Origin of the sequence: Chryseobacterium daecheongense (assembly GCA_027920525.1) — a bacterium.
GTDB classification, from domain to species: domain Bacteria; phylum Bacteroidota; class Bacteroidia; order Flavobacteriales; family Weeksellaceae; genus Chryseobacterium; species Chryseobacterium proteolyticum.
Window position 1 is genome coordinate 4,653,024 of record CP115858.1, and the last position, 24,609, is coordinate 4,677,632.

Consider the following 24,609-nt stretch of genomic DNA (forward strand, 5'->3'; position numbering starts at 1 on the left):
TTTTTAGCAAAACCCGACTTCATCTTCTACAATTATATGATCATTACATTTCTTTTTATTACTTTTATCCAATAAAAAACAATGCCCCTTTACCGAGATTTTTCAGATGAAACCGCTACAATTCTTATTTGGAAATATGATGAGAGCGAAGAATTACATACTAATGATCTTTTAGAACCTGAAAATGCGGAAAAAGTAAAAGACTACCATCCCAAGAAATTACTGGAAGTCTTAATGGTTCGTAAACTTTTAAAAGGATTAAAGCCGGATTCTAAAATACTCTATAAAGAAAGAGAACCTTTTCTTTCTCCAAAAGATGCGGAAATTTCAATCACCCATTCATTTCCTTTTGCAGCTATTGCCATTTCAAAAAGAAAAATCGGAATTGATATTGAAAAATTCAATCCTAAGATCATGAGGGTTATTGATAAGTTTACCTATGAAAATGAAAGAGGATTTATTCCTGAAGATCTCGCCCATACTTATTATACCATTATCTGGAGCGTAAAAGAAAGCATGTATAAGATCCATCATTCCAAATACTGGTCCTTGAAGAAAAACTATGAAGTGAAGCCTTTTCAGCTAAAAAATCTTCATAAAATAAGCTGCCGGGTGTATGACGATCAGTTTTCAGATGAGTTCAAAGCAAGGGTAGAATTTTTTGATGACTACTGCTTTACGATTGTGGAGGAGTAGCCGCTTCGGATTCGTTCTTGTATTTCTCGATCACCTTTCTTTGCTCTTTAGCAACATCATAAATAAGCTCAAGCACATCATGGATGTTTTTCAGTTCCGTAAGATGAGATATCTTATTGGGATCGTTAACTTCTGAAGCTTCATTTTCCTCGAGCTCTGTTTTCCTTTTCAGCATGAGGTCGTCAATAGAAGAATCCTCCGGTTCCAGACGGCTTTCCATTTTAAGGGATTCATTGATTTTTTCACCATTAAGAAGGGCATAGGTCTGCTGTAACTCCGATTCTATTTTCCGGCTCCAGCTGTCAGCATCTATTTCAGGATATTTCTCATCATTTTTAGCATATTGCGAAAGCGAAGCTGTATAAGCCGTAACAAGATGGGAAGTTGCTACAAACTGGTGAACAACTTCCAGCTTCTTCTGCTGATTTTTGGGTTCTGAGATCATCCTCTGGAAATTGTCGGAAAGATTGGCCAGGGAAATAATCGCATTTTTACGTTTTACCTTATAGTCCTCAAGGTCAAAATTATCTTCAAGGAATTTGGAAATAACACTCTGAAAATAGATGAGGTTACTTTCTGCAGATTTTTTCATCAGATCCAGATTCTGAGTATGCTCCCAGACAGGAAGGACAATATAGGAAACAAGGAACGCAATAATACCTGCAATCATCGTATCCACAATTCTGTCTTTGAAAATAACGTCAACCTTTCCGGGGCTTAAAAAATTAAAGCTCATAAAGACATAGATCGTCATGAATAATACAGCCCAGAAATATTTGCCTTTTAGTAAACTGAAGCAAAGGATCATGCTGATCAGAAGTGTGGCAAATAATATAGCATTGATGTGAACAAAGTGGAGTATGATATAGGCTATTGTAGCTCCTACAATAGTGCCGTACAAACGAAGTCCGTTTCTTTGTTTTGTTATGGAATAAGCCGGTTTTAATATAGCGGTAATCGTAATCAATATCCAGTAGGTATGGCCGATTCCTAAAAACTGAAAAAGAGAAAACAGATACCCGATCAGTAAAGCGGTCGTAATGCGAATGGCATGACGAAACTGAGAGGAAGATAGGGATATGTTGTTTCTAAGGACTTTGAAATTAAGCTTTTCTTCATTAGGCATAAACTTTCTTAGGTCTAATCCTGTTGAAAGACTTTTTGCAAGTTTTACATCTTGTGAAAAAACTTTATAGATCTCGTTGATTTCCTTTGTAATCTCGCTGATACGCATCAGGATCTGACGCAGGATCATAAAGTTTTCTAACGTTTCGGGTGTGATCTGCCTGTTCCTTAGTTCAAAATACAGGGTATTCAGTTTCTTAAGTTCCATTTCCAGATCAAAAATAGGTTTTGCACGGGTACCCAACTGTAAAGAAATTCCAATGTTTGTTATTTCTTCTGAAAGCAGGTTGAGGTAATCATGGATATTAACCAATATCATGCTGTCCTTGAAACTTTCCTGCAACTTCTGATAATCACTTTCAGAAGTCATCAGTTTCTCATGAAGGTCCATTGAGTTCAGGAACATCAGCATCAATAATCTGCTGGTCGTCGTAGATTCATTAACAATGGTTCTTGTCTTAAAAACGGTTTCCCGGGTTTCCTCCTGAAGGTTCTTGATTCCTATCTGCTTGGCAATAACCTGGGTGGTCAGTTTATCGAAATCAGGATTCTTTTGGTAATAATTTGCTTTTATTTTTAAAAATTCTGCCAGCTGGAGATAATTTTCGCCGATCATCTGGCTTGCCAGCTTATAAGGCTGGATAGTCGTAACAATAAGGAAGATCAATAAAAACCATATACAGCCTGACGCAAAGATCAGCAGACTTTTAAAAATATTGTCTCCGGTCAGATGTCCGTCGATAAAGATCGCTAGTACCACCAGAGATAAAGAACCAACGGCAGCCAGCCTTTGCCCGTATACCCCGATAAGTGAAAAAAACATGGCAAATACGATGATCTCGAGGATCACCAGTACTTTGATATGCATCACCAGGCTGGCAATAAGTGCTACAAACACAAAACATACAATAGCAAAAGTAAGGGCATTCCTCCTTCTGATAAACGGTCCCGGCTGATCAGTAAGGGCTACGAAACTGGTTCCCAGAGGGAAGAGAAAATATTCTTTTAAAATTCCAAAATGGGCGAGAACCAAACAAGGTAATACAGTGGCTAATGTAATCCTGATTGCAGAATATACATACTGACTGGTTACAAATTTTTTTAGTTCCGCCGAATAGTTCATATTACAAAAATAAATATTGACAAACAAAAAAGCCTCATAAATATGAGACTTTTCTAAACTTAAATGTTATATTTTTTTAATTATCAACATTAGAAGTTTCATCTCCGATATTCCAGGTCAAACCGAAACGAAGCGTGTTATCTAAAGCTGTATTAATTTTAGACATATTGATCAGATAAGAAATATCAAGTCCGAAAGAACGGTACTTCAAACCAATACCTGCTGTTGCGAACTCTCTGGCTCCCTGTTCAGGGCTTTCGCGGAAATAACCAGTTCTTACTGCAAAAGCATTATCGTATGAATATTCCAATGCACCACTATACATGATACTGTTCTTGTTTTTGAAAGACTTTCCGATTCCCGCAATAGGTCCCACATTTGGTACCGCATACATAGGCTGTCTGGTATTAGGATCCATTCCTACGAATTCTGATCCCGGAACCAAGATTTTAGAACCTTCTACGCTGATCCCGATTTTATTAAGGTCATCCAGATACATATCATAACCAACCCCTAATCTTGCCATGGTAGGTAGATAAGATCTTGATTCTTCATTTCCTGTGTAATCCAGTTTCGGACCCAGGTTTTGAATAGCAAAACCGGCATTCACTTTACCATCATATCCTCCGATACTTGAAAATCTTGGAGAGGTATAGTATCCTGAAACGTCTACCGCAAATGAATTGGCAGGTTTTAATGTAGTATCTGTGTTGAACCCTCCGGCTAAATCTGAACGGATGAATCTACCCGTTACAGCCATTGAGTATGAATCTGAAAGCTTTAATCCATAAGCAACATCAATAGAGAATTCATTTGGTTTTGATGTTCCCATTGAAGCTACTTCGCTACCTACTAACTGAGTCAAGTCTACCTGTCCCATGTTGAAGTAATAAATACTTGCTGAGATCGTAGATCTTTCATCCTGACCTAAGAATTTATGGAATGCACCATATAATAGAAATACGTCATTGGTTAATTTTCCCATATAAGGGGTGTAGTTAAGGCCTACGGAAGAACTCGTTCTGCTAAAAGGATATTTCGCTGCATTCCAGAATTGTGAAAATGCATCCGGAGAGGTAACGACACCCTGATCACCCATACCTCCAGATCTTGCATCTGGTGCAATTCTTAGAAATGGAGCTCCGGTCAATACAGGTCTTACCTGCCCCAGATCTTGCGAATAGCCTAAAAAACCAGCACTTAAACCAATTCCTAAAAGCAGTTTAGTAGTTAAATTCATATGTTGTCTTTTATATATTATCAGTTTTTTATTAATATTATTATTATCCTTATTTTATTTTACTTCAAAAGTACCATTTTTTCTACAGCTGTGGCACTTCCTTTGCATTTTTCTTGGTTTTGACTTTTTGCAAATATCTTAAAAATATATGTTCCCTTCCCAACAGTTGCCCCAAAATCGTCTCTTCCATCCCATTCAATTGCCTGACGTGGCGTTCTAAAGCCCTGTAGGAACGGTTCTGCAACTACAGCCTGTGATAAAGTTCTTACCAATTTTCCTGTTATTGTATAGATTTGAACATTTACATTCAGAATATCATCACAATTATGCTCAAACTGAACATACGTTTTATTGGTAAACGGATTCGGCCAGTTAAGAGGTCTGTTGATTACCAGATGCTGATCCGCTTCATCCTTAACTTCAAAGTTTAACGTTGCAGATGTAGAATTATTGTTTATATCCCAAACTTTAAATGATAATTGATGCTGACCTACCGATAAATTCCTGAAAGGGTAGGTTACATTTCCTTTCTGATAATCTGCAAGACTCGGACTCAGACATCCATTTCCTTCTCCCGAAGAATAAAAATCGTTTAAAACAATAGTATTGATGATCTGGCCGTCCAAATATACAGTAATATCATGGCCAATACCGGATCCTGTTGAATTTATACCTGTATCATCTGTAATACAGGCAAGCAACATCGGATTCTGGTCTGTAATACCTCCATCCGCAAAGTTTGTATTGTTCATGTACAGCTTTACCTTAGGGGGCTGGCTGTCATTAATCCCGTTCGGGTTAATATCTCCAACCTGTACCGCCTGATTATTGAATACGTCCGTAGCTTTATTGTCAGCATATCCGAGGATTCTTCCTTCACCTACGGCATAATTAATATCTTTCGGTACATAAAATTCTACAGTGAATACCCCATTCACAGCAGTACCTGACGCCTTCACAATAGCACTTCCTTCTTCAGTATATTCAAGGATAGGGGTGAGGTTTCCGTCGTTATTCAATGTTTTTTTATTAAGCCTCTTATCGAAGATATTGATAACCACTCTTCCGTTAAAAGAGGTATTAATACTTCCGTTTGTATTGTTGATATGTCCTTTTACTTTTACAAAGTCCAGACCTCTGATCAGTCCGGGTACCGGAGTTTCTATAGCATCGATTACCAATAACCTTTTTGGTCTGCTTAATTTCATAGCAGGATCACCCAGAAGATTTACTTTCAAGTGGTCTGCTTGCGGACCTTTTTGTCTTTTAGCATTTAAATGGGCAACACCAAGGGTTTCAAAATCATCATTCACAAGTTTGAAAATATCTTTGGTATAAAGGTCTGTAAAATCACGACCATAATCCACACCAATAGCACGGCTTGAGGTGATCATTGTTGCCGGCCCTCCCTGTTTCATTTTTAGAAAACGTTCTCCGGCAGAAAAGGTTTCCGGTTCATCCCAGAGCGTAAATTCACAAGTAATCGTAGACACGAATGGAAATCTGCTGTACACATTAGAAAAGTTATTGGCATTATTGATCTCATCAAGGGTAAGCACTCTTTCCTGAGCCCATCCGCTGATTCCTCCATGTCCGAAATAAAACAGGTACATACTGTTTCCGATATCATTGGAGATTGCCTGGTTTACCTGTGGGTATCTTTGTCCGCCTGCTGTACTCTGAGCCTGAAAAGCATCCAGATAGAGTTTTCTTACATTATATTCTTTAAGATTTGTAGATCCCGGCTGCTCGAAAACAGTTGCTAATGTAGTGTTCATTACATCATGGAAAGGACCTCCGCCATCATCATCATCATCTACCACGAAATCAAGTTTCATACGCCATTCCCCAAAAGGAGTCGACTGCCCCGGTAAAGAATTGTAATACGCAAGGGTTTTATCCATCATTACCGCTGCTTCAGTAGCATTTGCCGCAGGAAGTCTTCCTACCGGCACATCAGGTAAGTTATTCGGGATCGAAGCAGAAGTTTGTGGTTTTGTCATTACGATATAATCATCGGTAACAAATGAAGTAATGAAATCTGAAGACTGTTCACTTTCATAGCTGGATACCACATTGGAATTGTTAGGAACCCTGTTTTTATAATCGTAAGAGGTATCACCCAGAATAAATACATATTTTAAACTTCCCAGTGGTGTATTTAATTTGGTTATAAAATCACGGATAGCAGTAAGATCTTTACTTCCGCTTCCAAATTCATTATAGATTTTATTAACATCTACAATCTGTACATTATAATTATTTTTAGTCTGATGGTAGTTGGCAAGCCTTTGAGCCTGGGACATCATTTCAGGGACTGTAATAATCAGATAATCTACATTTTGTAATCCCGAGAGGTTCTGGTTGGCAATTCTCTCTACGAATTGAGGTGAATAAGCGGCATCAGCCTTAAATGCAACAAACTCGTTATTGAAATTTAAATCAGAAGTAATATATCCGAAATTAAAATTACCACTTCCCGTTGCTTTGTTGACTCTTCTGTTGGCATTGGTGATATCCGTGACATCCCAGATCTGTTCCAATCCCGCCGTATTGCTTACGCTGAATCCATAACTGGTGTTGGATCCGCTTACAAGGGAAAAATCCCTGAAATTCATCTGTGACCCGTTATATCTAAGGTCCTCTTTGTATTGAACTTCGGCGTAATCAAAATAAAACAAACCATTAGGATTTGTTGCGATGTTCGGTTTATAGTTGATCGTAAGCTGATTGCCACTTAAATTGGTAACATCTCCAAAATAAACATATGGGACATAATCAGGGTCCGTTGAACCGGATGAAAAAGGCTGAGCATTTTGATTATTAATATCAAAAGTTATACTGTTTCCCTGAGACTTATACCCAATTACCCGTGTTCTGTATTTTACGGGATCGCCGCCCAGGATTGGAGTGGTGAGGTTAAAAGTAACCGATTTGTCGGTGGTAAACGGAGCTTCTTCTGTCCAAACCCTTCCGACTTTCATGATGTTTTTCTGATCATTATTGATCACCTGGTAATTATCAAATCGTGTAATTAGTGGGGAAGCCGGCAGGTTGGCATCTACAGGCTGAACTCTTTTTCCCGCACCTTTATCAAAATTGATGTAGTAATAGGAAAAATCTTCATAAATATTCTTTACGTTTTCACTGCGGTCAATTCTTTCTTCTGCTCTTTTGAATCCTTTACCATTGGAACTATTATACAGGTTGTATCCATTAGGCCCCTGAGCATAGAATAGGGCATAATCATTATCGTTCCATATTCCATCATCTTCACCCACTACCTGTATGGCATTTTCCTGAAGAGCACTGTATTTTACATCCTGGTTATATTCCGGTAACATGATTCCTCCGTTCCCATATATCCTGAAATTTCTTGGATTTACAGATGAAGGATTGATCCCGTTATCCTTTAAAAACTGAGTGGTAATTTTAAAAATACCGGACTTGTCTACTTTAATTTTATAAAAAGCACCGCTAGCCAAAGGGTTGTTGGTCGTTCCCACCTTAGCTGCATTCATCATCTGATTAGAGCCGTTTCCTTCTGAAATTTCAAATGATGAAAGTCTTTGTATTCTTCCTTTTACATTTTTAAACAGGCCAACATGTACGCTGGCGTATTGTTCCCCTTCTGAGTAATAATAAGAAACATTAGAAACATCATAATCAGGTAATGCGTTTTTGCTTAACTCAAATAGCTCTCGGTTTGAAACTGCTTCCCAAACTAAATTGGAAATTTTTAATTGCTTTTCACCTATTTTTTGTGTGGTTATTATAAAAATGTTATTTTGGCCATATGAAAATCCCTTATTTTTAAAATTGGGAAGATTGATTTTTGTGTCTCCAAAATCTTGAATTTTTGATCCATCCCACTCGATGGTGATTCTTTGAGCATAAATCGTTGATACATAAGTTAATAGAAGTAAAAACGTAATTATTTGTTTCATGTTTGTTTTTGAAATTACTAAATTACAAAATAAATGAAAATTTTATAATTAAATTGCGATACAATAAAATTAATTTGTTAACGTTTTTCAAAAAAATCAAATGATTACTTGATTTATTGAATAATTTATTTTTTCTTTGTACTTTGAAAATATTTATATCGACTATGAAAAAACTAAAGTTGTTTTCATTAATAGCATTAAGTTCTACACTTGCATTAACCAGTTGTGGTGGATCGGGTACCAACAAAGGTGGAGGTACTAAAAAATTTATCAGTAAGACGGGTTGGAAACCAAACGAAAAACAAGGTTGGTTTTTTGCAGGAAAGCAACAAAAACAGAAAGGTTGGCCGGGGATGGTATATGTAGAAGGTGGAACTTTTACAATGGGATTAGTGAAAGATGATGTCATGCACGATTGGAATAATTCGCCTCGCAGAATGCAGGTAAGTTCTTTCTTTATCGGTGAAACAGAGATTACTAACTACGAATACCGCGAATACCTTACATGGTTGAAGTATGTGTTCCCACCTAGTGATCCAAGTTTTAAGGAAATCTATAATGGTGCCTTACCAGATACCTTATTATGGGATAACAAACTATCTAGAAATGATTACAACGAGACGTATTTCCGTTCTCCGGAGTTTGATTACTATCCGGTAGTAGGTGTTTCCTGGACTCAGGCAAACAGATATTGCGAATGGTTAACAGACAGAGCTAATGAAAAAGCTTTAATGTCTGCAGGGATCATCGCAAAAGATTTGTATATCAACGAATCCAATAATCAAGGAGGAACTGCATTTAACATGGATAAATTCAAAGCGAATGATCCTGAAATGCAAGGATATATTAACGAACAAAGAATGCAGCAAAAAACGGGTTTGAAAACAACCAACCAAAGATTGCTTGCTGCTAACAGAGCTCCAAACTCTGCAATGGTTCAGAAATTCAGACTTCCTACAGAAGTTGAATGGGAATATGCAGCGCTTGGTATGGCTAAAAACAGAGAATATAACCAATATCTTGGAAAGAAGCCGGAAATTGAAAGATTAAGAGGTACCAAAGGAAGAGACAGAGGAATGTTCCTTGAAAACTTCAAAATGGGTAGAGGAGATTACTCAGGTATCGCAGGTTGGAAGAATGACGGTTCTGCAAGAACTTCAGATGTTAGACAATATCCGTCTAACGATCTTGGAATCTATGGAATGTATGGAAACGTGTCTGAATGGACAGCGGATGTTTACAGACCTATTATTGATGAAGATTTCAGTGACTTCAATTACTATAGAGGAAATATGCCTCAGGCTGTTGTAAAGAACGGAGACGGAACTTACAAAATGGTAGATGAAGGAAGCATTAAATATGATACTTTAGCTGACGGAAGATTAGTTTACAGAAACTTACCTGGACAGTTTGAAAGACAAACAATTGCTGATTACAGAAATTACAGAGATGGTGACAGACAATCTTCTTTAGAGTACTATAAAGCCGGAGATTCTGCAACAGCATATGATATGTACAACTCTCCTAAACAAAGATTCATTGTAGATGGAAGCGGTAAAGTAATACTGCAAAAAGACACCAGAGACAGAACATCTGCTATGTCTAACGACATCAGAGTAGTAAAAGGTGGTTCTTGGCAGGATACTGCATACTGGCTGGATCCGGGACAAAGAAGATATAAAGATCAAAACAGAGCTTATGGCTGGATTGGATTCCGTGTCGCTCAAGATGCCAGAGTTGCTGACAAGAATAGAACTAGAAGATAATATTTATCAAAAAATAATTGAAAAAAACCTTCCTAAATACAGGAAGGTTTTTTTATTTTTGAACTATGAATATAGAACAGTTTTATCCTTTGTTTCTGCAAGCTAATAAAGTTACTATTGACAGCAGAAAAATAGAAAATAATGATATTTTCTTTGCCTTTTCAGGAGATAATTTTAACGCAGCTACTTTGGCAGAAAAGGCTGTTTCCGAAGGCGCTTTGGCAGTAATTGTGGAGGATAAAGAATATGAAAATACAAATGAAAATATCTTCTATGTTCCTTCTACACTGGATTTTTTACAGGCTCTTGCCATACATCACAGAAATAAGCTGAATATTCCATTCATAGGGCTTACAGGGAGTAATGGAAAAACAACTACAAAAGAACTGATCCATGCTGTTCTTTCTGAAAAATATAACGTGCAGTATACCTACGGTAATCTGAATAACCACATTGGAGTTCCTCTTACCATTTTATCCATCAGACCTGAACATGAAATGGCGGTAATAGAAATGGGAGCAAATCATCAGAAAGAAATAGAGCTGTTATGTTCGCTATCGAAACCTGATTTCGGATACATTACCAACTTCGGGAAAGCACACCTGGAGGGATTTGGTGGATTTGAAGGGGTGATCAAAGGAAAATCCGAATTGTATGACTATCTGAAAACATTCCACAAGACCATTATTGTTAACGAGAATGATGAGATACAGCGTGATAAAACAGAAAATTATAATCCTAAAATCACATTCGGAAAACCAGATTCGGATTATTATTTTGAGGCCTTTTCAGAAAATCATTGTGTAGGTTTATCTTATCAGGGGACCAGAGCATTATCTAAGCTTACAGGGAATTATAATTTTACAAACCTTTGTGCAGCAGTTAGCCTGGGGCTTCATTTTGGAATAGAAATTAGCAAAATACAACATGCTATTGAAAGCTATACGCCGACCAATATGCGTTCCCAGATCGTAAAAAAAGAGGGGAGGACACTTGTTCTGGATACTTACAATGCTAATCCAAGCTCAATGACGGCCTCTCTAAATAACTTTGTAACTTTTGAAGGAACCAAGTCCATTATTATTGGTGATATGCTTGAGCTGGGAAATGAAAGTGAACTGGAGCATCAGATCATTTTAAAACAGGCATTGGATCTGGGTTTTGATCAAATCATCACTGTTGGCAGAAATTTTAAGCAAATAAATCAAACAACACTATCTTTTGAAAATACCCAGGAATTAATAGAATACCTTAAACTGAATAAAATTCAATCAGAGAATATTCTATTAAAAGCTTCACGGGGTATATCACTGGAAAAAGCGCTGGATTTTATTTAGGCTGGCCGTCCCTGAATTCAGTGACGATCAGGCGAATATTTTTAAAAGTATTTGGAAAAACTTCATTTTCTATTTGAGTGTTGTTTTTCCATGCTACCTCCGTAATACCTTCTTCAATCTGAGGTTTAGAAGTGTCTTCACCATTAAAGTTCATTTCGAACCAATGGGTACATTTCAGAATTTTTTCACCGTTTCTTTCTACGTAGATATGGTAAGTGGTGTTGATGAATTTTACTAATTCAACATCCTTAAGTCCTGTTTCTTCCTCGATTTCCCTAACAGCAGATTCCTCACGGGATTCTCCTTTTTCCATTTTTCCTTTGGGAAGATCCCATTTGCCCAGTCTTTTGATGAAGAGCATTTCACCTTTGCTGTTATTCACAAGCCCGCCTGCTGCCTCAATAATTCTGAAGAGACTCTGAAATTCTTTCCAAATAGTATCAATATCGTCTCCGAATACATTCAATTCTTTTACAGATGTATTTTCAAGAAGATCTAATGCGATTTCAAAAGTTGTGAAGTTCTCATACCTTACATTTTTTTCCAGGTTTTCAGACTGTTTAGACAGCAATAATTTTTTTTCGTTCACAAAAACTTTATACATTCCAATATATTTACTAGCGCATTAATAATCAATTATTTAATTTTTTACCATTTGTGCTTTATGACTTTTTGAGGGTGTTTTTACTGCAAAATACAATTGCTATTTTATTTGACTACAAATATAAAAAATATAGTTTAGATGAAATTTATAAAAATAAGGGCTGCGGTGTAACTGTTGTGTTGACCTATAAATTACGAGCAAAATTAGTGTCTTTAGATATGATTTATTCAATAAGCACTAATAATAAACCTTTACCAATTGAGGTAAAGGCTTATTTAATGTTTAATTAAGATTAATTAAGTCTATAGCTTAGTAAATACCAAGTCCTTTATTTCAGGTAAGTATACTGTTTTATCTATACTGCGAGGACAAGTGGCACTATCAATTAGAGAATCATTTGGTTTATATATCTATGAAAGCTGTGTTGAATTTATTTTTTTTAGAAGTATCTTTCTCCAACCAATTCCACAATTAGTGCCTCCATAATATAGCAGTACTAAATTTTGACTTGGACTTGTTCCGAAGCTGTAGATTGTATGAGTATCTTGGTTTATAGGAATTGACATGTTTTTGGTATCCTGTAAAACTTGACCACTTGTTTTTTTACTATAAATTTGATGCAAAGAACATCTTGATAGTAACTTTTAGTTTGTAGATCAATTTTTTTCTTTACTTCTTTTGTTATAAACAGATTAATTATTTTTCCATCAAAATTTGCAGAAAAATTTCCCACGTAACTATCCAATTCATTATTCAAATCCTTCAGATAAGAATTAGAAGTAATATCTTTCAAACTAGTATTTAAGGGCTGTATTTATTGTGCTTTACAAGCAGTTATGTTTATAATTAATTCTAATACAATTATAACTCTCAAAAATATTATTTTCATGATTTAAGAACACGGTGTATCTGTTGTATTGACCTTTAAATTACCGGTAAAATGAGTGTTTTCAGATATGATTTATTCAATGAGCATCAATAATAAACCTTTACCAATTTAGGTAAAGATCTATTTAATGTTTAATTAAGATTAATTAACTCTATTGTTTAGTAAATACTAAGCCCTTTGTTTCTGGTAAGTATACTGTTTTATCAGTGTTTGGAGGACAAGTTGCAGCATCAATTACTAAACTGTTTGGCTTATATTCCCAAGATATTTGATTCGAATTAATCTTTTTTAGTATTATTTTACCCCATCCAATACCACAATTTGTACCATCATAGATAAAGATTATATCTCCCAGTGTAGGTCTGGTTCCAATACTTACAATATTAAAATAAGAATCATTATTTAAAACCATGCTTTGCGTATCTTGAAGTATTGTTCCAGAAGAATTTTTTATTATATATTTTACTACTAATGCATCTGTAAAATAGCTTTTATGAGTACTTTTTTCTAATTTATTATCTACTTTTGTGATGAAAATTATTATTTCGTTTCCTTGATAATTAGCCTTGTATTTTCCTACGTATGGATCTAACTCATGATTTAGGTCTTTTAAATATGAATTGTTTGGGATGTCTTCATAATCTGTATTTAAGGGATATTGTTGTTGTGCTTTACAGGAAATAAAGTTTATAATTAATCCCGCAATTAGAAGTATTTTAAAGTGAATTTTCATAATTTTATTTTTTAATGTTTTAAGAACACGGTGTAGCGGTTGTATTATTACCATCACTGTTTAGTGTTATATTTGTTACTGTGCCATTATCTTCTATCCTCTGTAAAGATACCTTGCCATCAATACCCATATTTTTTAAAGTGTCAAAAAACAATTTTTGAAGTCCAGCACTATTTAAATCACCTCCTAAAGTATCCACATACACTGAATTTCCAGCAAGTTTTGATTCTCTTTTCATATAGTCTTTCATTAAGGTTTTTATATCCCAACTATTATTGTACAAAAACTGTGATAACTCCTGTGCAGTACCACTAAAGTTAATCATATAGTTGTAATATCTAATCCCATTAGGACATGTGCTACAGGGCTCCGAGGCAATCATACCCATAAAACCATCTCCAATATTTCCGTTAGGTTGTGCGATTGAAAAATTTAGAAGTTTAATAATATCCGGAGGAGAAAGCATTTTAATGCCATTTGGGGTATGATTATGATAACCGCCCAGGTATCCGGCTGTATCACCTAAATCTACTTCATGTGCACCCCCAGGAATTGTAGCACTAGTTGTTCCATCTGATTTTATTTTTACTCCAATTTCGCCACCCTTAGGGGCTTGAACCTTTAGTTCTTTGATTTTTGCTTGTACATCGGGTTTGCTCAAAATATTTTTAGCTTTCTCACAAGGATTTGGAGGAGTTATAGGAGTTCCACCACCGCCTCCATGAATAGCCCCTCCGCCACTCATTCCTCCGCCAAGACCACCGCTCCCTCCATTACTTCCATAATCTAAAAATGGATAATAAAAAATGTAAGATGGACCAGGTATTGATTGATATACGGTAATAATAACCTCCTCGATTGCTTCTTCATGCATTTGTTCTCTCCCTTTTGAGAGTTGCATTGCATCATAAGCTTTCTGAAGTTTTGCAAGAATACTTTGTACCTCAGGAGAGTCATTTTTTAATACACTAAAGTTTACCCAATCTCTTTCAAGATTTATGATTCCAAATAATGCAGCATTTACCTTGCCGTCTTTCATAATGGGATAGACAATACCCTTGTTTGCATCTCCGTAAGTGAGACTTCTTAAATCAAAATATACATCTCCTACTTGTTCATTAAACTTTTTTGAATAATCCGGATTCTTATCCATAAAAGTTTTTATGATATTCATGAAAGGTTCATGGTAACTCACATATTCAGAACCGTCCTTTTGCAAGAGCTTTTTAGAGGCAAGGTTTTCTTCAAACCTCGCAAAAGCTCCAATTTTTTCTCTTTCCGTTCTTTTTTCTTCCTGCGCTGTTTCATCTGTTCTACAGGAATTGAAAAAGAACAGGCCCATTACCAATAAAAGTAATGATACAATGAGTTTTCTCTTCATAAACAGTTAATAATTTTAGTTGCTAATTTAAAATTTTTTTTTAATTCACAATATGGGGTTTTCCGTATCGTTTTAAACTGCTTTTTACATATGTAAATCTATTAATTATACTTATTCTTTTATCAGGGCTTAAGTCTTAATATTTATTCTTAATAACTTGCTAATTCTTTTACCAATGTAATATATTATTGAACAAACAATGTAATAGGTTCAGAAAGAATAGCATAGTGTATTAAAGTTTTACTATATTTTGCTAGGCTTCCAACCTTCCTATTTCTTTTTCTACAATGTTTTTGAAAGATTTATCTTTTAGAATTGTTTCATCAAAAGAACTCTCAGAATTGATGCCTTTAAAGTTTTTTTTTATACTTTTGTTGCAGTGGTAAATATAGATGTACGATTTTTCATTTAAATTTTAAGGTGAAAATATGCGAGCTTCAAAATTATCTATTTTGTTTGGATAATTTTTTACTGCACTGTTTTACTGAGTTGTGTAATATATTGATAAGTAGTCAATTATGAATATAATGTAAAACTTTATATCAAAGAATTTAAATACAAAAATAAAAAATGAATTTAGAAGGACGAAAAATTATTGTCAATAAATCATCTAAAGAGTTGGCGGAACTATTAAAAACACCAGACAACTATAAAGAATTTATGCCGGACGGACTTCAAAAGTTTGAAAGCAGAGAAGATGGATTTAAATTTGGACTGCAGGGGATGCCGGAAATTGCTTTAAAAATAGATGAAGTTACAGACCAAAAAGCTGTTTTGAAATCGGCAAGTTCAAGTCTGGATTTTTCATTAACAGCAGCTTTAAACCCTGTCAATGACAGCCAAACGGAAGTACAAATGCTTTTTGAGGGTAAGTTTAATCCATTTATAAAAATGATGGTTGAGAAGCCTCTTCAGAATTTTATCAATACCTTAACGGATAAGATAGAAGCTTACAAGTAATATATAAACCTTCAGAAATGGAGGTTTTTTTATGCAATGATACCGGAGCTGTGATCTTTAAAGCTACCCGTAGCAGAGGATAATACATTCACTTGCTGGTTGAGTCGTAAGATCCCCATAAACGCAAAGATCAATGCTTCTTTATAATCTATAAGCTGTTTTTCAGGAATAACAATTTCTGCTTTTGTTTTTGCCTTTATCTTTTCAATCAGATAAGAATTATGGGTTCCGCCACCGGTAAAAAGAATGTTTTTCAAGGCATTCTCATTGATAACTTGAGAAATTTGTTCGGCAATATGCTCAGTGAAGGTTGCCAGCAGATCAAGGGTTTCAATATTTTTAAAACTGTTAAAGATATTTTCATTGCACCATTCTATACCAAGGGATTTAGGGTATGGCTGTCTATAGAAATGGATTGAGCTTAGCTTGTCCAGTAAAGCTTTGTTAACAGTTCCTTTTTGGGCAAGTTCACCATTTTCATCAAAACGTTTACCTGACTGTTCAGCTAATTTGTTCAGAACAATATTTACCGGAACGATATCAAATGCTATTCTTCTATGATGAGACTGAAATGAGATATTTGAAAATCCTCCCAGGTTAAGACATGCGTCATATGTTGAGAACAATAGTTCGTCACCAATCGGGACCAGGGGAGCTCCATTTCCACCCATCAAAACGTCCTGTGTCCTGAAATCATAAATAACAGGTAATCCCGTTTCAAGCTTTATGGCTCTTCCATCTCCGATTTGTAGGGTGAACTTTTTCTGAGGCTGATGAAAAACGGTGTGCCCGTGAGAGGCGATAAGGTCAATGTTTTTTAATTGATGAGTTTCTATAAACTGATGAACCTGTTTTCCCAGATAGAAGCCGTATTCAGCATTGAGCTCCAGGAGTTCTTCAGCGGATAGATGAATAGAATTCCTCAGTTGCTCTTCCCAGGTCTCAGGGTAGGGAATGGTTTCGGCAATTACAATCTGAAAACTCCACTGCTCCTGCTTTTCAAACCGGACAAAGCAAATATCCAGTCCATCTAAACTGGTACCCGACATTAAACCTATCGCTCGGAAAATCATAGAAATTATTTTTTGGATTCGGACAGTTGTTTAGAGCTGAAATCTCCGGAACTGTTAAAGAAAGTATATTCAGAGAAGTCATCCTTGGCGGTCATTCCGTTGGCGCCTACAAGCGTAGAGCCATCTTCCATCGTTACATATACGGTATCTTTGGTGTAAATACGGTTTTTCCTCTGATCCCAGTAGATGCTTTGCATGGCAAATCTTTGTCCTTCGTTGGTGGTAATTCTCACATTACCTTTTGCCTCATAGAATTTTTTATATTCGAAGATCCGCGCGTATTTGGCAGTAATTTTTCCCGGTACCTTGGGCTTTTTCTTATCAAAAAATTCAATATTGATTCCTTTTCGGGCAACTACATACGGGCTATCTATGAGCTCGTACTTTTCAATAATAGGGGCTAACGCCTTTAGTGTGACGAATCCGGAATCTCTCTGGATGATACGGGCATTATTAATGATCTGTGAAGGGAAATTTTTGCTTTGATTGCCGTTTCGTTTGGTAAGATCCTCTTCACAGGATGTCAATATAAAAAATATAGCACAACTAAAAAGGCATGCTATATTTTTTTTATATGATAAGTTTTTAAACTTCATTTTAGTTGTATAAACTCTTTCTGAACCACTTGTCAGCAAAATTAAATCCTACCCTCAGGTTGATGAAATTCTGGTTGATCAGGTTGTCTTTTAAAGTTCCGCGCTTACCAAGCTCGATACCCAGTTCCAATCCACTCATTCTCGTTATACTACTGGTTTTGAACGGAAGCATTACCCCTGCTGAAATACCAAATTTGTTAATGCTGTTATTACCGATCTTCAAACCTCCTCTTTCATAGAATGCACCATAACGGTATACTACTCTTGAGAAATAGTTTCTGAAGTTATTGTAGTTAGGTAAATACCAACCACCGGCAGATATTCTGTAGGTATCCTGGAAATCAAATGTTTTTCCAAAATAAGAAATGGTTTCTCCTTTTTTATAATCAATCTGGCCCGAAACGAACCATTGGTTTTCACTTCCATATCCAACCCCTAAAGAGGCTTGTACGGGTAAAAGATTTTTAGAGCTTGTGCTTTTCTGTTCTATAATCTGCTCCTCTTTTTTCACGTCGGCAGCATAGAAATAAGTACTGTTTGTATAATCGGTAGTCATATTACTTGTGTTTCCAAAAGTAGTAGTGGCACCAATGGTTAGTTTTTTATCAGTACGGGTATTCAAATGCTGGTAGCTTGTCCCTAAAGTAAAATTAAAGTTTCGAACATTATTTTTGGTCTCGTATCCATTGATCAATTGACTATCAGCAGTAGTGATCTCGTTAAGATCATACAGATTACCGAAATAATAATTCGCTCTTAAACCTAAAGCAAATTCATTGCTTACTTTATAAGACGCAGCTATCTGTGCTGTATTTAATGTTCCTGTTCCTTTAAACCGGTTGGCAAAAACAGTTCCATCAGTGGTAGTGCTGGTATTAACAATATCATAGCTCTTTGAGCTGTAAGGTTGATAAGATAATCCCATTTTCACCTTTGAGGAGATAGGAAATGCTAATGAAATATTGGATAAATACGTAGAATGTTTGGTAGACTTCGTATTGTTATAATTCGTTTTAAAATAGTTGTTTTCGTTCGTCGCTTCAAGCTTAATACTGGTCAGTTCGAAATTCGTATTGTTTGCTGGATTGGCAAAATTGAAATTACTCGTGAAATCACTTATAAAAGCCGTTGAAATGCCACCCATAGAAGCTGTTTCAATCGTATTATCATATTTTACATCCCCGATTCCGTAAGTTGCATATGGTGAATTACTTAAACTCTGCGCATTAAGGAAATAGCCAACAGAAATGAATGATAGTACAAAGATTTTTTTCATTCTTTATTTTTAAAATAATGCGCAAATATCTTAAATATTAATGAATTGTAAAAATTTCATGAGGTTAAAGTTTGTTAAGGGGAATTATCTTTAAATCAAAAGCTGATTTTTTGTTATAAAAATAAATTTAGCCGAAGTGAGCTTCTTTTTTTCTACGGATGGAATTGTCAGGATTCCTGCAACTATACATCTTTCACAATAATAGTTGATTACATTAATGAAAAGAAGAGCTGTGCTGTAAATAGACGTTGCTTAATCTGATTTTTGTAATTGTAAAAGGCAGTTTTCCACAAAGAAAACTGCCTTCCAACTTTTTATGTATTGTCAATTAATAATTGAGCTTATAATACTTCCAGAACCGATCTGCTATGGCTGAAGGCCTGGAAACTGAACTTTCCGTGATATTTTCCTATGCCGGAAGTTCCTACGCCTCCGAAAGGCAGAAAATGAGAGCCTACATGGATGATGGCGCTGTTGATTTCAGCATCACCACTTGTGGTACGGTTTAAAACATCATTGGCAAATTCTTCACTTTCAGAAAAAACATATAAAGCCAGAGGCTTGGGGCGATTGTTGATTTCTTCCAAAGCGACATCAATGTCAGTATAGGTCATGATGGGCAATATAGGACCGAAAATTTCCTGCTGCATCACCTGATCATCCCAGGTCACCTGATCCATTAAGGTTGCTTCGAAATGACGGGTTTCAGAATCATATGCTCCTCCGTAAATTACTTTTTCTGGTGCAGCGTCCAGATAACCTGAAAGATGTTTGATCTGATTGGTATTAACGATTTTTCCTATTTTTCCTAAAGATCCTTCAGGATAAGTCGTTTTAAGGTAAGCTATAAATTTATTTATAAAGCTGTCTTTTACAGATTCATGGATGTAAATATAATCAGGGGCTACACAGGTCTGCCCACAATTGATCCATTTTCCATAGGAAATTCTGGACACAGCTTTATCGAGGTCAGCATCTTTGTGTACTATCGTTGGTGATTTGCCTCCCAACTCCAGAGTAAGCGGAATCAGCTGTTCTGCGGCGGCTTTCATGACAATCTTACCTACATTGGGGCTTCCCGTAAAGAATATATAATCGAAAGGAAGACTTAATAGCAATGTATTTTCCTCTATAGCTCCCTGGAATACTTTAACATAGGATTCATCAAAAGCTTCATCTATAATTTTCTCGATTACCTTTGCCACATGAGGAGTGTTTTCAGAAGGTTTGATAATTGCTGTATTTCCGGCAATCAATGCACCGATCAAAGGGCTGAAAGTGAGCTGGACAGGATAATTGAAAGGTCCTATAATATAATTTACACCATAAGGCTGATATGTTATTTTGCTCACAATTTTTGCTCCTGAAGGATGAGGTTTGGATTCTACCGGAGTGGGTTTTGCCCATTCATCAATGTTTTCCAGTAAATAATCCAGTTCACTGGATACGATCTGAATTTCTACATATTCTGCCTCTTTTCTGCTTTTTCCCAGGTCAATGTCCAAAGCTTCACATAATGCATCCGTGTGGTTAAGAAATACTTCACGAAATTTTCTTAGCTGCTCCTTTCTGAATTCAATATTTTTGGTCTTATTGGTTTTAAAAAATGCCTTTTGCTTTTCAAAAACCTCCTTAATTTTTTGTTCTGATTCTGGTGTCATAGTACTATTTTATAATGATCTATTAATCTTGGTGAAAGTTTTATCTAAATTATTCATTTTAAACTGATATCAGATAAAGGCTCCACGATTAATTTAAGACTCAGCCGTTGTTACACTTAAATTAACTTCAATATTTCCTCTGGTTGCATTAGAATAAGGACAAACCTGATGTGCTTTTTCAATTAAAGAGCGGGCCTCTTCCATAGATACTCCTGGAATATTAGCATGTAAATCAACTGCGAGACCAAAGCCTCCATTTTCAATCTGTCCAAGACTTACTTTTGCTGTAACGGTAGTTTCTCCTGTTTTTATCCTATTCTGTTTGATGACCAGGTTGAGGGCACTGTCAAAGCATGCCGAATATCCTGCAGCAAATAACATCTCCGGATTGGCGTAGTCATCATTTGTACCACCAAGACCCTTTGGCATTCTTACTTCAAGATCCAATACTTCGTTTTCGCTTTTTACATGTCCGTTTCTTCCTCCTGTGGCTGTAGCGCCAATACTATACAATACTTTCATAATGTGAGTTTATTTTTGATACAGCAAATGTATTGCTAAAAATTAAATTGCATACAATTTAATTAATGAATTACATAAATAAGATTATTGACAAAGACTATAATTACGAACTCCTAAGCGGATTTTCCAGTTTTTGAAAATTATTTTAATCAATAGATCATCTTAAATTTCCTTGAATTGAGAGAAGATTTTTTATCTTTGAGGCATGAATTGGGAGAACATTGCCGGACAAGACAATCTGAAAAAACTTCTTAAAGATAGCATTGCAGAAAACAGAGTAAGCCACGCCCAGCTTTTCATTGGAAAGGAAGGATATGGTACATTTCCTCTGGCTTTAGCTTATGCAAAAGAAATCCTGCAGGGCGAAAATGAGCATGCCGCTTCAAAAGTGGAACACCTAAATCATTTGGACCTGCACTTTAGTTTTCCGGTATATACGGATAACAAGAACTCTTTAAGCAAAAATAAGTTTGAGGATTTTCGCGAAATGATCCTGGCTTCTCCCTACGCAAGTTATGATGACTGGACTGCTTTTCTGGATTCTGAAAACAAACAGCTTTTTATTTCAGCTGATGAAATAGATGATCAGAACCAGAAATTTTCTCTTAAGAGCTTTGAAGGCGGAACTAAAATTCTAGTTGTATGGAGAGCAGATAAAATGAATGTAGCGGCATCCAATAAATTTTTGAAATTCCTGGAAGAGCCACCTGCTAAAACCATTATCCTGCTTACCGCAGAAAATTCAAACGATATTTTACCCACCATACTTTCCAGAACACAGATTGTAGAAGTTCCCAGACTTAATGACATGGATATTGCAACCTATCTTCGGAACAACTTTTCAGTATCTGATGAGCAGTCCAGGGAAATTGTTCATGAAGCTCAGGGAAATCTGAATGACGCTGTAAAACTTTTAAAATCGGGGAATAAAAATGAAGAGTTCGAACGACTTTTCATCCAATGGGTTCGGGATGCATTCCAGGTGAAAAAGAGGCCGGAATTTCTTAAAAATATCATCCTTTGGGCAAGAGAGATAGCCGGGTGGAATCGTGAGAAGCAGAAAAACTTTCTGAATTATTGTTCTGAAATATTCAGATTAGCTTTACTGCAAAACTATCAATCTGAGGATTTGGTGTATAAAAAGATCAATGCCAATGGTTTTAACTGGGCTGGATTTTCTAAATTTATCAGTGGTGCCAATATTGAAAATATTCTTGAAGAAGTAAGTACTGCCGATCTGAATTTAACAAGAAACGGGAATCCTAAAATCATATGGACAGACCTCGGAATAAAGCTATCCAGATATATTCATAAAACAACATAAAATTTTAAAATAAGATATGAGTCCGGTATAATCCGGACTTTTTTGTTTTGAAAAAAGGAATGGTAAAGTGTTTCTTAGATACTTTTATTAGAATAAAAGCAAACAAATAATTATGATAAAAGAAGGAAGGCAGATTCAATTTTAAATAATTCCAATTATTTACATCATTTTTTGAAGATTCTTTCTTCGGCCAATGCTGTATTTCTGACAATTTTTACCTGAAAAAATTAAATCAAATATTTAAATAGTTAATTAATTATGAATTTATTTATAATTAGTATTTTTATTTAATCAAAATGTATTAGTTTACAGTAAGTTATATTAAGTAAAATTAAAAACATATTAAAAAATCAATCAATCGTTTGATTCTTTACAAAACTTGTGTAAATTTGCAGCCTGAAAAATTAGCAGTGACATGATTTCAAAAGAAGAAAATATATTATTTGCTGCAGAAAAGCTTTTTGCTGAAAAAGGTTTTGACGGGACTTCTACAAGGGAAATCTCAAAGGCAGCGAATGTAAATATTTCTATGATCTCTTATTATTTTGGCTCAAAAGAAAAACTTTACGAGAAATTGGTAGAATACAGAATGAATGAAAGCCAGTTTTTTTCAAAAGATATTCTGGAGAGAACAGATATTAATGAATGGGAGAAAATAGAAAAGATAGTGGACGTGTTTTCAGGAAAGGTAAGAAATAACAGATGCTTTTACCGGATTATGCAGCGTGAGCAGCTCCATGCGGAGAACCCACAAATTGTAGAATTCCTGAAGCAAACAAAAATGGGCTTTCTTTCCATGTACTCACAGATTTTAAAGAGTGGTTTGGAAAAAGGCATTTTTACCAAGAACCCCCTTATTTATTTGTTACATACTACAGTTAGCGGGACGTTATTTTACGCTTCCAATGCTAAAGAAATGTATAAAGAATTCCTGAATAATACGGAGGACGAAGAAGCTTTCGATGAAAAATACTACACAGAACTTAATAAACATATAAAATATTTACTAAAAGACCTTTTGGGTTATGAAGAAAATAAATAATTCCGTTATTGCACTTTCACTATTTATAGGAATTGCTAACATAAATGCTCAGGAGAAAAAACAACTCAGCCTTGATGAAGCTGTGAGGTTAGGTATCCAAAACAGCAAGAATCTAAAGATCGATGCCGCTAAAATAGAAGAAGCGACAGCCGACCTTTTAGAAGCAAAAAATAAACAGCTGCCGGATTTTAAGCTTTCGGGGCAGTACATGCGTTTAACGAATGCTAAAGTAGATGTAAAATTTCTGAACGAATCCGGATCAGGTGGTGGAGTAGCCTCACCGAAGTCTGTATTTTTAGGTCAGGCTAATTTATCTATGCCTATTTATGCTGGAGGAAGAATAAAATATGGAATTGAGTCTGCAAAATATCTGGTGGAGGCATCCAAACTAAGCACGGAAAATGATAAAACTGCCATCGCTTACAATGTTGCCCAGGCTTATAATAATTTGTTTAAGGCCAACCAATCGATCAAGGTTTTAGAAGAAAACCTTACAGCTTCCAATCAAAGAGATGAGACTTTTCTTAAAATGGAAAATAATGGATTGATCGCAAGAAATGACCGTTTAAAAGCAAATCTTCAAACCTCAGATATTGAATTGCAGCTATTGGAAGCCAAAAATAACTACAATATTGCAAACATCAATATGGACCTGTTACTAGGAATTCCTGAAACAACAATTATTGAAGTGGATCCCAATTATATAGATGAAGCTGAGGATGCTAAGCCTGTGGATTACTATCTGAATGAGGCTCAGCAAAATCGTAAAGACCTACAAGCCTTAAGCCAGCAAAGAAGAGCTGCAGAGTTGGGAAGTAGAGCTGCAAAAGCTGAAAACTTACCTACCATTGCATTAACAGGAGGGTATATTGCAGCAGATGCACCCAACTTTTTAACGGTTTACAATGCCGTAAACGTAGGCATAGGGATACAGTATAATCTGGCTAATATCTGGAAGAAGAATTCATCTTTGAGACAATCCAAGGCGAGAGAAAAACAACTGGAAGCAAGCAATGAACTTTTAAATGACAATATAAAGCTTGATGTAAACAGAGAATATCAAAATACAAACTATTCTAAGCAAAGGATTGCTGTATTTGAAAAATCTGCTATTCAGGCTAATGAAAACTATAGAATTACTAAAAATAAGTTCGATAATGGTTTAGCCACCATGACCGAACTCCTGGATGCAGATGCTGCTCAGATCTCAGCCAATGTAGGAGTGATCAATGCAAAAGCAGATGCCGCATTAGCTTACAGAAAACTATTACAAACTACAGGAACTTTAACAATTAAATAAAAGAATAATACCAC

The 24,609-nt window shown here is 35.6% G+C and carries 18 protein-coding genes; 7 read left to right on the forward strand and 11 right to left on the reverse strand.

The features are described from left to right. The first annotated feature begins 81 nt into the window (after window positions 1–81). Window positions 82–696 carry a 4'-phosphopantetheinyl transferase superfamily protein gene (locus tag PFY10_20875; GenBank protein ID WBV56639.1) on the forward strand — a complete coding sequence of 205 codons (615 nt, stop codon included), beginning with the start codon at window positions 82–84 and terminating at the stop codon, window positions 694–696. Here PFY10_20875 and PFY10_20880 read toward each other — a convergent pair. The 3 genes from PFY10_20880 to porU form a co-directional block, all read right to left on the reverse strand. Further along, entirely contained in the window at window positions 677–2,944 is a 2,268-nt protein-coding gene (locus PFY10_20880) for an FUSC family protein (GenBank protein WBV56640.1), read from the reverse strand. The genes PFY10_20875 and PFY10_20880 overlap by 20 nt on opposite strands. A 76-nt stretch (window positions 2,945–3,020) precedes the next feature. Further along, window positions 3,021–4,184: a type IX secretion system outer membrane channel protein PorV gene (gene porV / locus PFY10_20885; GenBank protein ID WBV56641.1), complete on the reverse strand. Its 1,164-nt coding sequence runs from the start codon at window positions 4,182–4,184 to the stop codon at window positions 3,021–3,023. Between the two features lie 59 nt (window positions 4,185–4,243). After that, window positions 4,244–8,131 carry a type IX secretion system sortase PorU gene (gene porU, locus PFY10_20890; GenBank protein ID WBV56642.1) on the reverse strand — a complete coding sequence of 1,296 codons (3,888 nt, stop codon included), beginning with the start codon at window positions 8,129–8,131 and terminating at the stop codon, window positions 4,244–4,246. A gap of 164 nt (window positions 8,132–8,295) precedes the next feature. Between porU and gldJ the strand changes: the two genes are divergently transcribed. Both gldJ and murF read left to right on the forward strand, forming a co-directional pair. Further along, on the forward strand, window positions 8,296–9,897 hold the full coding sequence (gene gldJ, locus PFY10_20895; protein ID WBV56643.1) for a gliding motility lipoprotein GldJ: 1,602 nt from the start codon (window positions 8,296–8,298) through the stop codon (window positions 9,895–9,897). A gap of 65 nt (window positions 9,898–9,962) precedes the next feature. Next, window positions 9,963–11,234: a UDP-N-acetylmuramoyl-tripeptide--D-alanyl-D-alanine ligase gene (murF, locus tag PFY10_20900; protein ID WBV56644.1), complete on the forward strand. Its 1,272-nt coding sequence runs from the start codon at window positions 9,963–9,965 to the stop codon at window positions 11,232–11,234. On the opposite strand, the gene PFY10_20905 is transcribed toward murF, so the two are convergent. The 3 genes from PFY10_20905 to PFY10_20915 form a co-directional block, all read right to left on the reverse strand. Next, entirely contained in the window at window positions 11,227–11,838 is a 612-nt protein-coding gene (locus PFY10_20905) for an NUDIX domain-containing protein (GenBank protein WBV56645.1), read from the reverse strand. The genes murF and PFY10_20905 overlap by 8 nt on opposite strands. 1,040 nt (window positions 11,839–12,878) lie before the next feature. Continuing rightward, window positions 12,879–13,460 carry a hypothetical protein gene (locus tag PFY10_20910; protein WBV56646.1) on the reverse strand — a complete coding sequence of 194 codons (582 nt, stop codon included), beginning with the start codon at window positions 13,458–13,460 and terminating at the stop codon, window positions 12,879–12,881. 19 nt (window positions 13,461–13,479) lie between these two features. Beyond that, window positions 13,480–14,841: a hypothetical protein gene (locus PFY10_20915; GenBank protein ID WBV56647.1), complete on the reverse strand. Its 1,362-nt coding sequence runs from the start codon at window positions 14,839–14,841 to the stop codon at window positions 13,480–13,482. A gap of 570 nt (window positions 14,842–15,411) precedes the next feature. Here PFY10_20915 and PFY10_20920 point away from each other — a divergent pair. Beyond that, on the forward strand, window positions 15,412–15,801 hold the full coding sequence (locus PFY10_20920) for an SRPBCC family protein (GenBank protein ID WBV56648.1): 390 nt from the start codon (window positions 15,412–15,414) through the stop codon (window positions 15,799–15,801). A 29-nt stretch (window positions 15,802–15,830) separates the two neighbouring features. Here PFY10_20920 and PFY10_20925 read toward each other — a convergent pair whose 3' ends face one another. The 5 genes from PFY10_20925 to PFY10_20945 form a co-directional block, all read right to left on the reverse strand. Next, complete coding sequence (locus PFY10_20925; GenBank protein WBV56649.1) at window positions 15,831–16,874, reverse strand: anhydro-N-acetylmuramic acid kinase; 1,044 nt, start codon at window positions 16,872–16,874, stop codon at window positions 15,831–15,833. A gap of 5 nt (window positions 16,875–16,879) precedes the next feature. Further along, the gene (gene lptC / locus PFY10_20930; GenBank protein ID WBV56650.1) at window positions 16,880–17,470 is read right to left on the reverse strand and encodes an LPS export ABC transporter periplasmic protein LptC; all 591 of its coding nucleotides are present in this window, start codon (window positions 17,468–17,470) and stop codon (window positions 16,880–16,882) included. A 1-nt stretch (window position 17,471) separates the two neighbouring features. After that, a complete protein-coding gene (locus PFY10_20935) occupies window positions 17,472–18,746 on the reverse strand; it encodes a hypothetical protein (GenBank protein ID WBV56651.1) in 1,275 nt (424 codons plus the stop codon). A 341-nt stretch (window positions 18,747–19,087) separates the two neighbouring features. Continuing rightward, window positions 19,088–20,407, reverse strand: coding sequence for an aldehyde dehydrogenase family protein (locus PFY10_20940; protein WBV56652.1), 1,320 nt, complete (start codon window positions 20,405–20,407; stop codon window positions 19,088–19,090). Between the two features lie 93 nt (window positions 20,408–20,500). Further along, a complete protein-coding gene (locus PFY10_20945) occupies window positions 20,501–20,929 on the reverse strand; it encodes an organic hydroperoxide resistance protein (GenBank protein WBV56653.1) in 429 nt (142 codons plus the stop codon). 205 nt (window positions 20,930–21,134) lie between these two features. Between PFY10_20945 and PFY10_20950 the strand changes: the two genes are divergently transcribed. From PFY10_20950 to PFY10_20960, 3 genes are all read left to right on the forward strand, one after another. Next, a complete protein-coding gene (locus PFY10_20950; protein ID WBV56654.1) occupies window positions 21,135–22,253 on the forward strand; it encodes a DNA polymerase III subunit delta' in 1,119 nt (372 codons plus the stop codon). Between the two features lie 415 nt (window positions 22,254–22,668). After that, a complete protein-coding gene (locus PFY10_20955) occupies window positions 22,669–23,295 on the forward strand; it encodes a TetR/AcrR family transcriptional regulator (protein ID WBV56655.1) in 627 nt (208 codons plus the stop codon). Next, a complete protein-coding gene (locus tag PFY10_20960) occupies window positions 23,279–24,595 on the forward strand; it encodes a TolC family protein (GenBank protein ID WBV56656.1) in 1,317 nt (438 codons plus the stop codon). The genes PFY10_20955 and PFY10_20960 overlap by 17 nt, the downstream gene beginning before the upstream one ends. Window positions 24,596–24,609 lie beyond the last annotated feature (14 nt).

What these genes read in the sequence shown, in the direction of transcription:
- PFY10_20875 (WBV56639.1), top strand. Translation starts at nt 82, where the DNA reads ATGCCCCTTTACCGAGATTTTTCAGATGAAACCGCTACAATTCTTATT.
- PFY10_20880 (WBV56640.1), bottom strand. Translation starts at nt 2,944, where the DNA reads ATGAACTATTCGGCGGAACTAAAAAAATTTGTAACCAGTCAGTATGTA.
- porV (WBV56641.1), bottom strand. Translation starts at nt 4,184, where the DNA reads ATGAATTTAACTACTAAACTGCTTTTAGGAATTGGTTTAAGTGCTGGT.
- porU (WBV56642.1), bottom strand. Translation starts at nt 8,131, where the DNA reads ATGAAACAAATAATTACGTTTTTACTTCTATTAACTTATGTATCAACG.
- gldJ (WBV56643.1), top strand. Translation starts at nt 8,296, where the DNA reads ATGAAAAAACTAAAGTTGTTTTCATTAATAGCATTAAGTTCTACACTT.
- murF (WBV56644.1), top strand. Translation starts at nt 9,963, where the DNA reads ATGAATATAGAACAGTTTTATCCTTTGTTTCTGCAAGCTAATAAAGTT.
- PFY10_20905 (WBV56645.1), bottom strand. Translation starts at nt 11,838, where the DNA reads ATGTATAAAGTTTTTGTGAACGAAAAAAAATTATTGCTGTCTAAACAG.
- PFY10_20910 (WBV56646.1), bottom strand. Translation starts at nt 13,460, where the DNA reads ATGAAAATTCACTTTAAAATACTTCTAATTGCGGGATTAATTATAAAC.
- PFY10_20915 (WBV56647.1), bottom strand. Translation starts at nt 14,841, where the DNA reads ATGAAGAGAAAACTCATTGTATCATTACTTTTATTGGTAATGGGCCTG.
- PFY10_20920 (WBV56648.1), top strand. Translation starts at nt 15,412, where the DNA reads ATGAATTTAGAAGGACGAAAAATTATTGTCAATAAATCATCTAAAGAG.
- PFY10_20925 (WBV56649.1), bottom strand. Translation starts at nt 16,874, where the DNA reads ATGATTTTCCGAGCGATAGGTTTAATGTCGGGTACCAGTTTAGATGGA.
- lptC (WBV56650.1), bottom strand. Translation starts at nt 17,470, where the DNA reads ATGAAGTTTAAAAACTTATCATATAAAAAAAATATAGCATGCCTTTTT.
- PFY10_20935 (WBV56651.1), bottom strand. Translation starts at nt 18,746, where the DNA reads ATGAAAAAAATCTTTGTACTATCATTCATTTCTGTTGGCTATTTCCTT.
- PFY10_20940 (WBV56652.1), bottom strand. Translation starts at nt 20,407, where the DNA reads ATGACACCAGAATCAGAACAAAAAATTAAGGAGGTTTTTGAAAAGCAA.
- PFY10_20945 (WBV56653.1), bottom strand. Translation starts at nt 20,929, where the DNA reads ATGAAAGTATTGTATAGTATTGGCGCTACAGCCACAGGAGGAAGAAAC.
- PFY10_20950 (WBV56654.1), top strand. Translation starts at nt 21,135, where the DNA reads ATGAATTGGGAGAACATTGCCGGACAAGACAATCTGAAAAAACTTCTT.
- PFY10_20955 (WBV56655.1), top strand. Translation starts at nt 22,669, where the DNA reads ATGATTTCAAAAGAAGAAAATATATTATTTGCTGCAGAAAAGCTTTTT.
- PFY10_20960 (WBV56656.1), top strand. Translation starts at nt 23,279, where the DNA reads ATGAAGAAAATAAATAATTCCGTTATTGCACTTTCACTATTTATAGGA.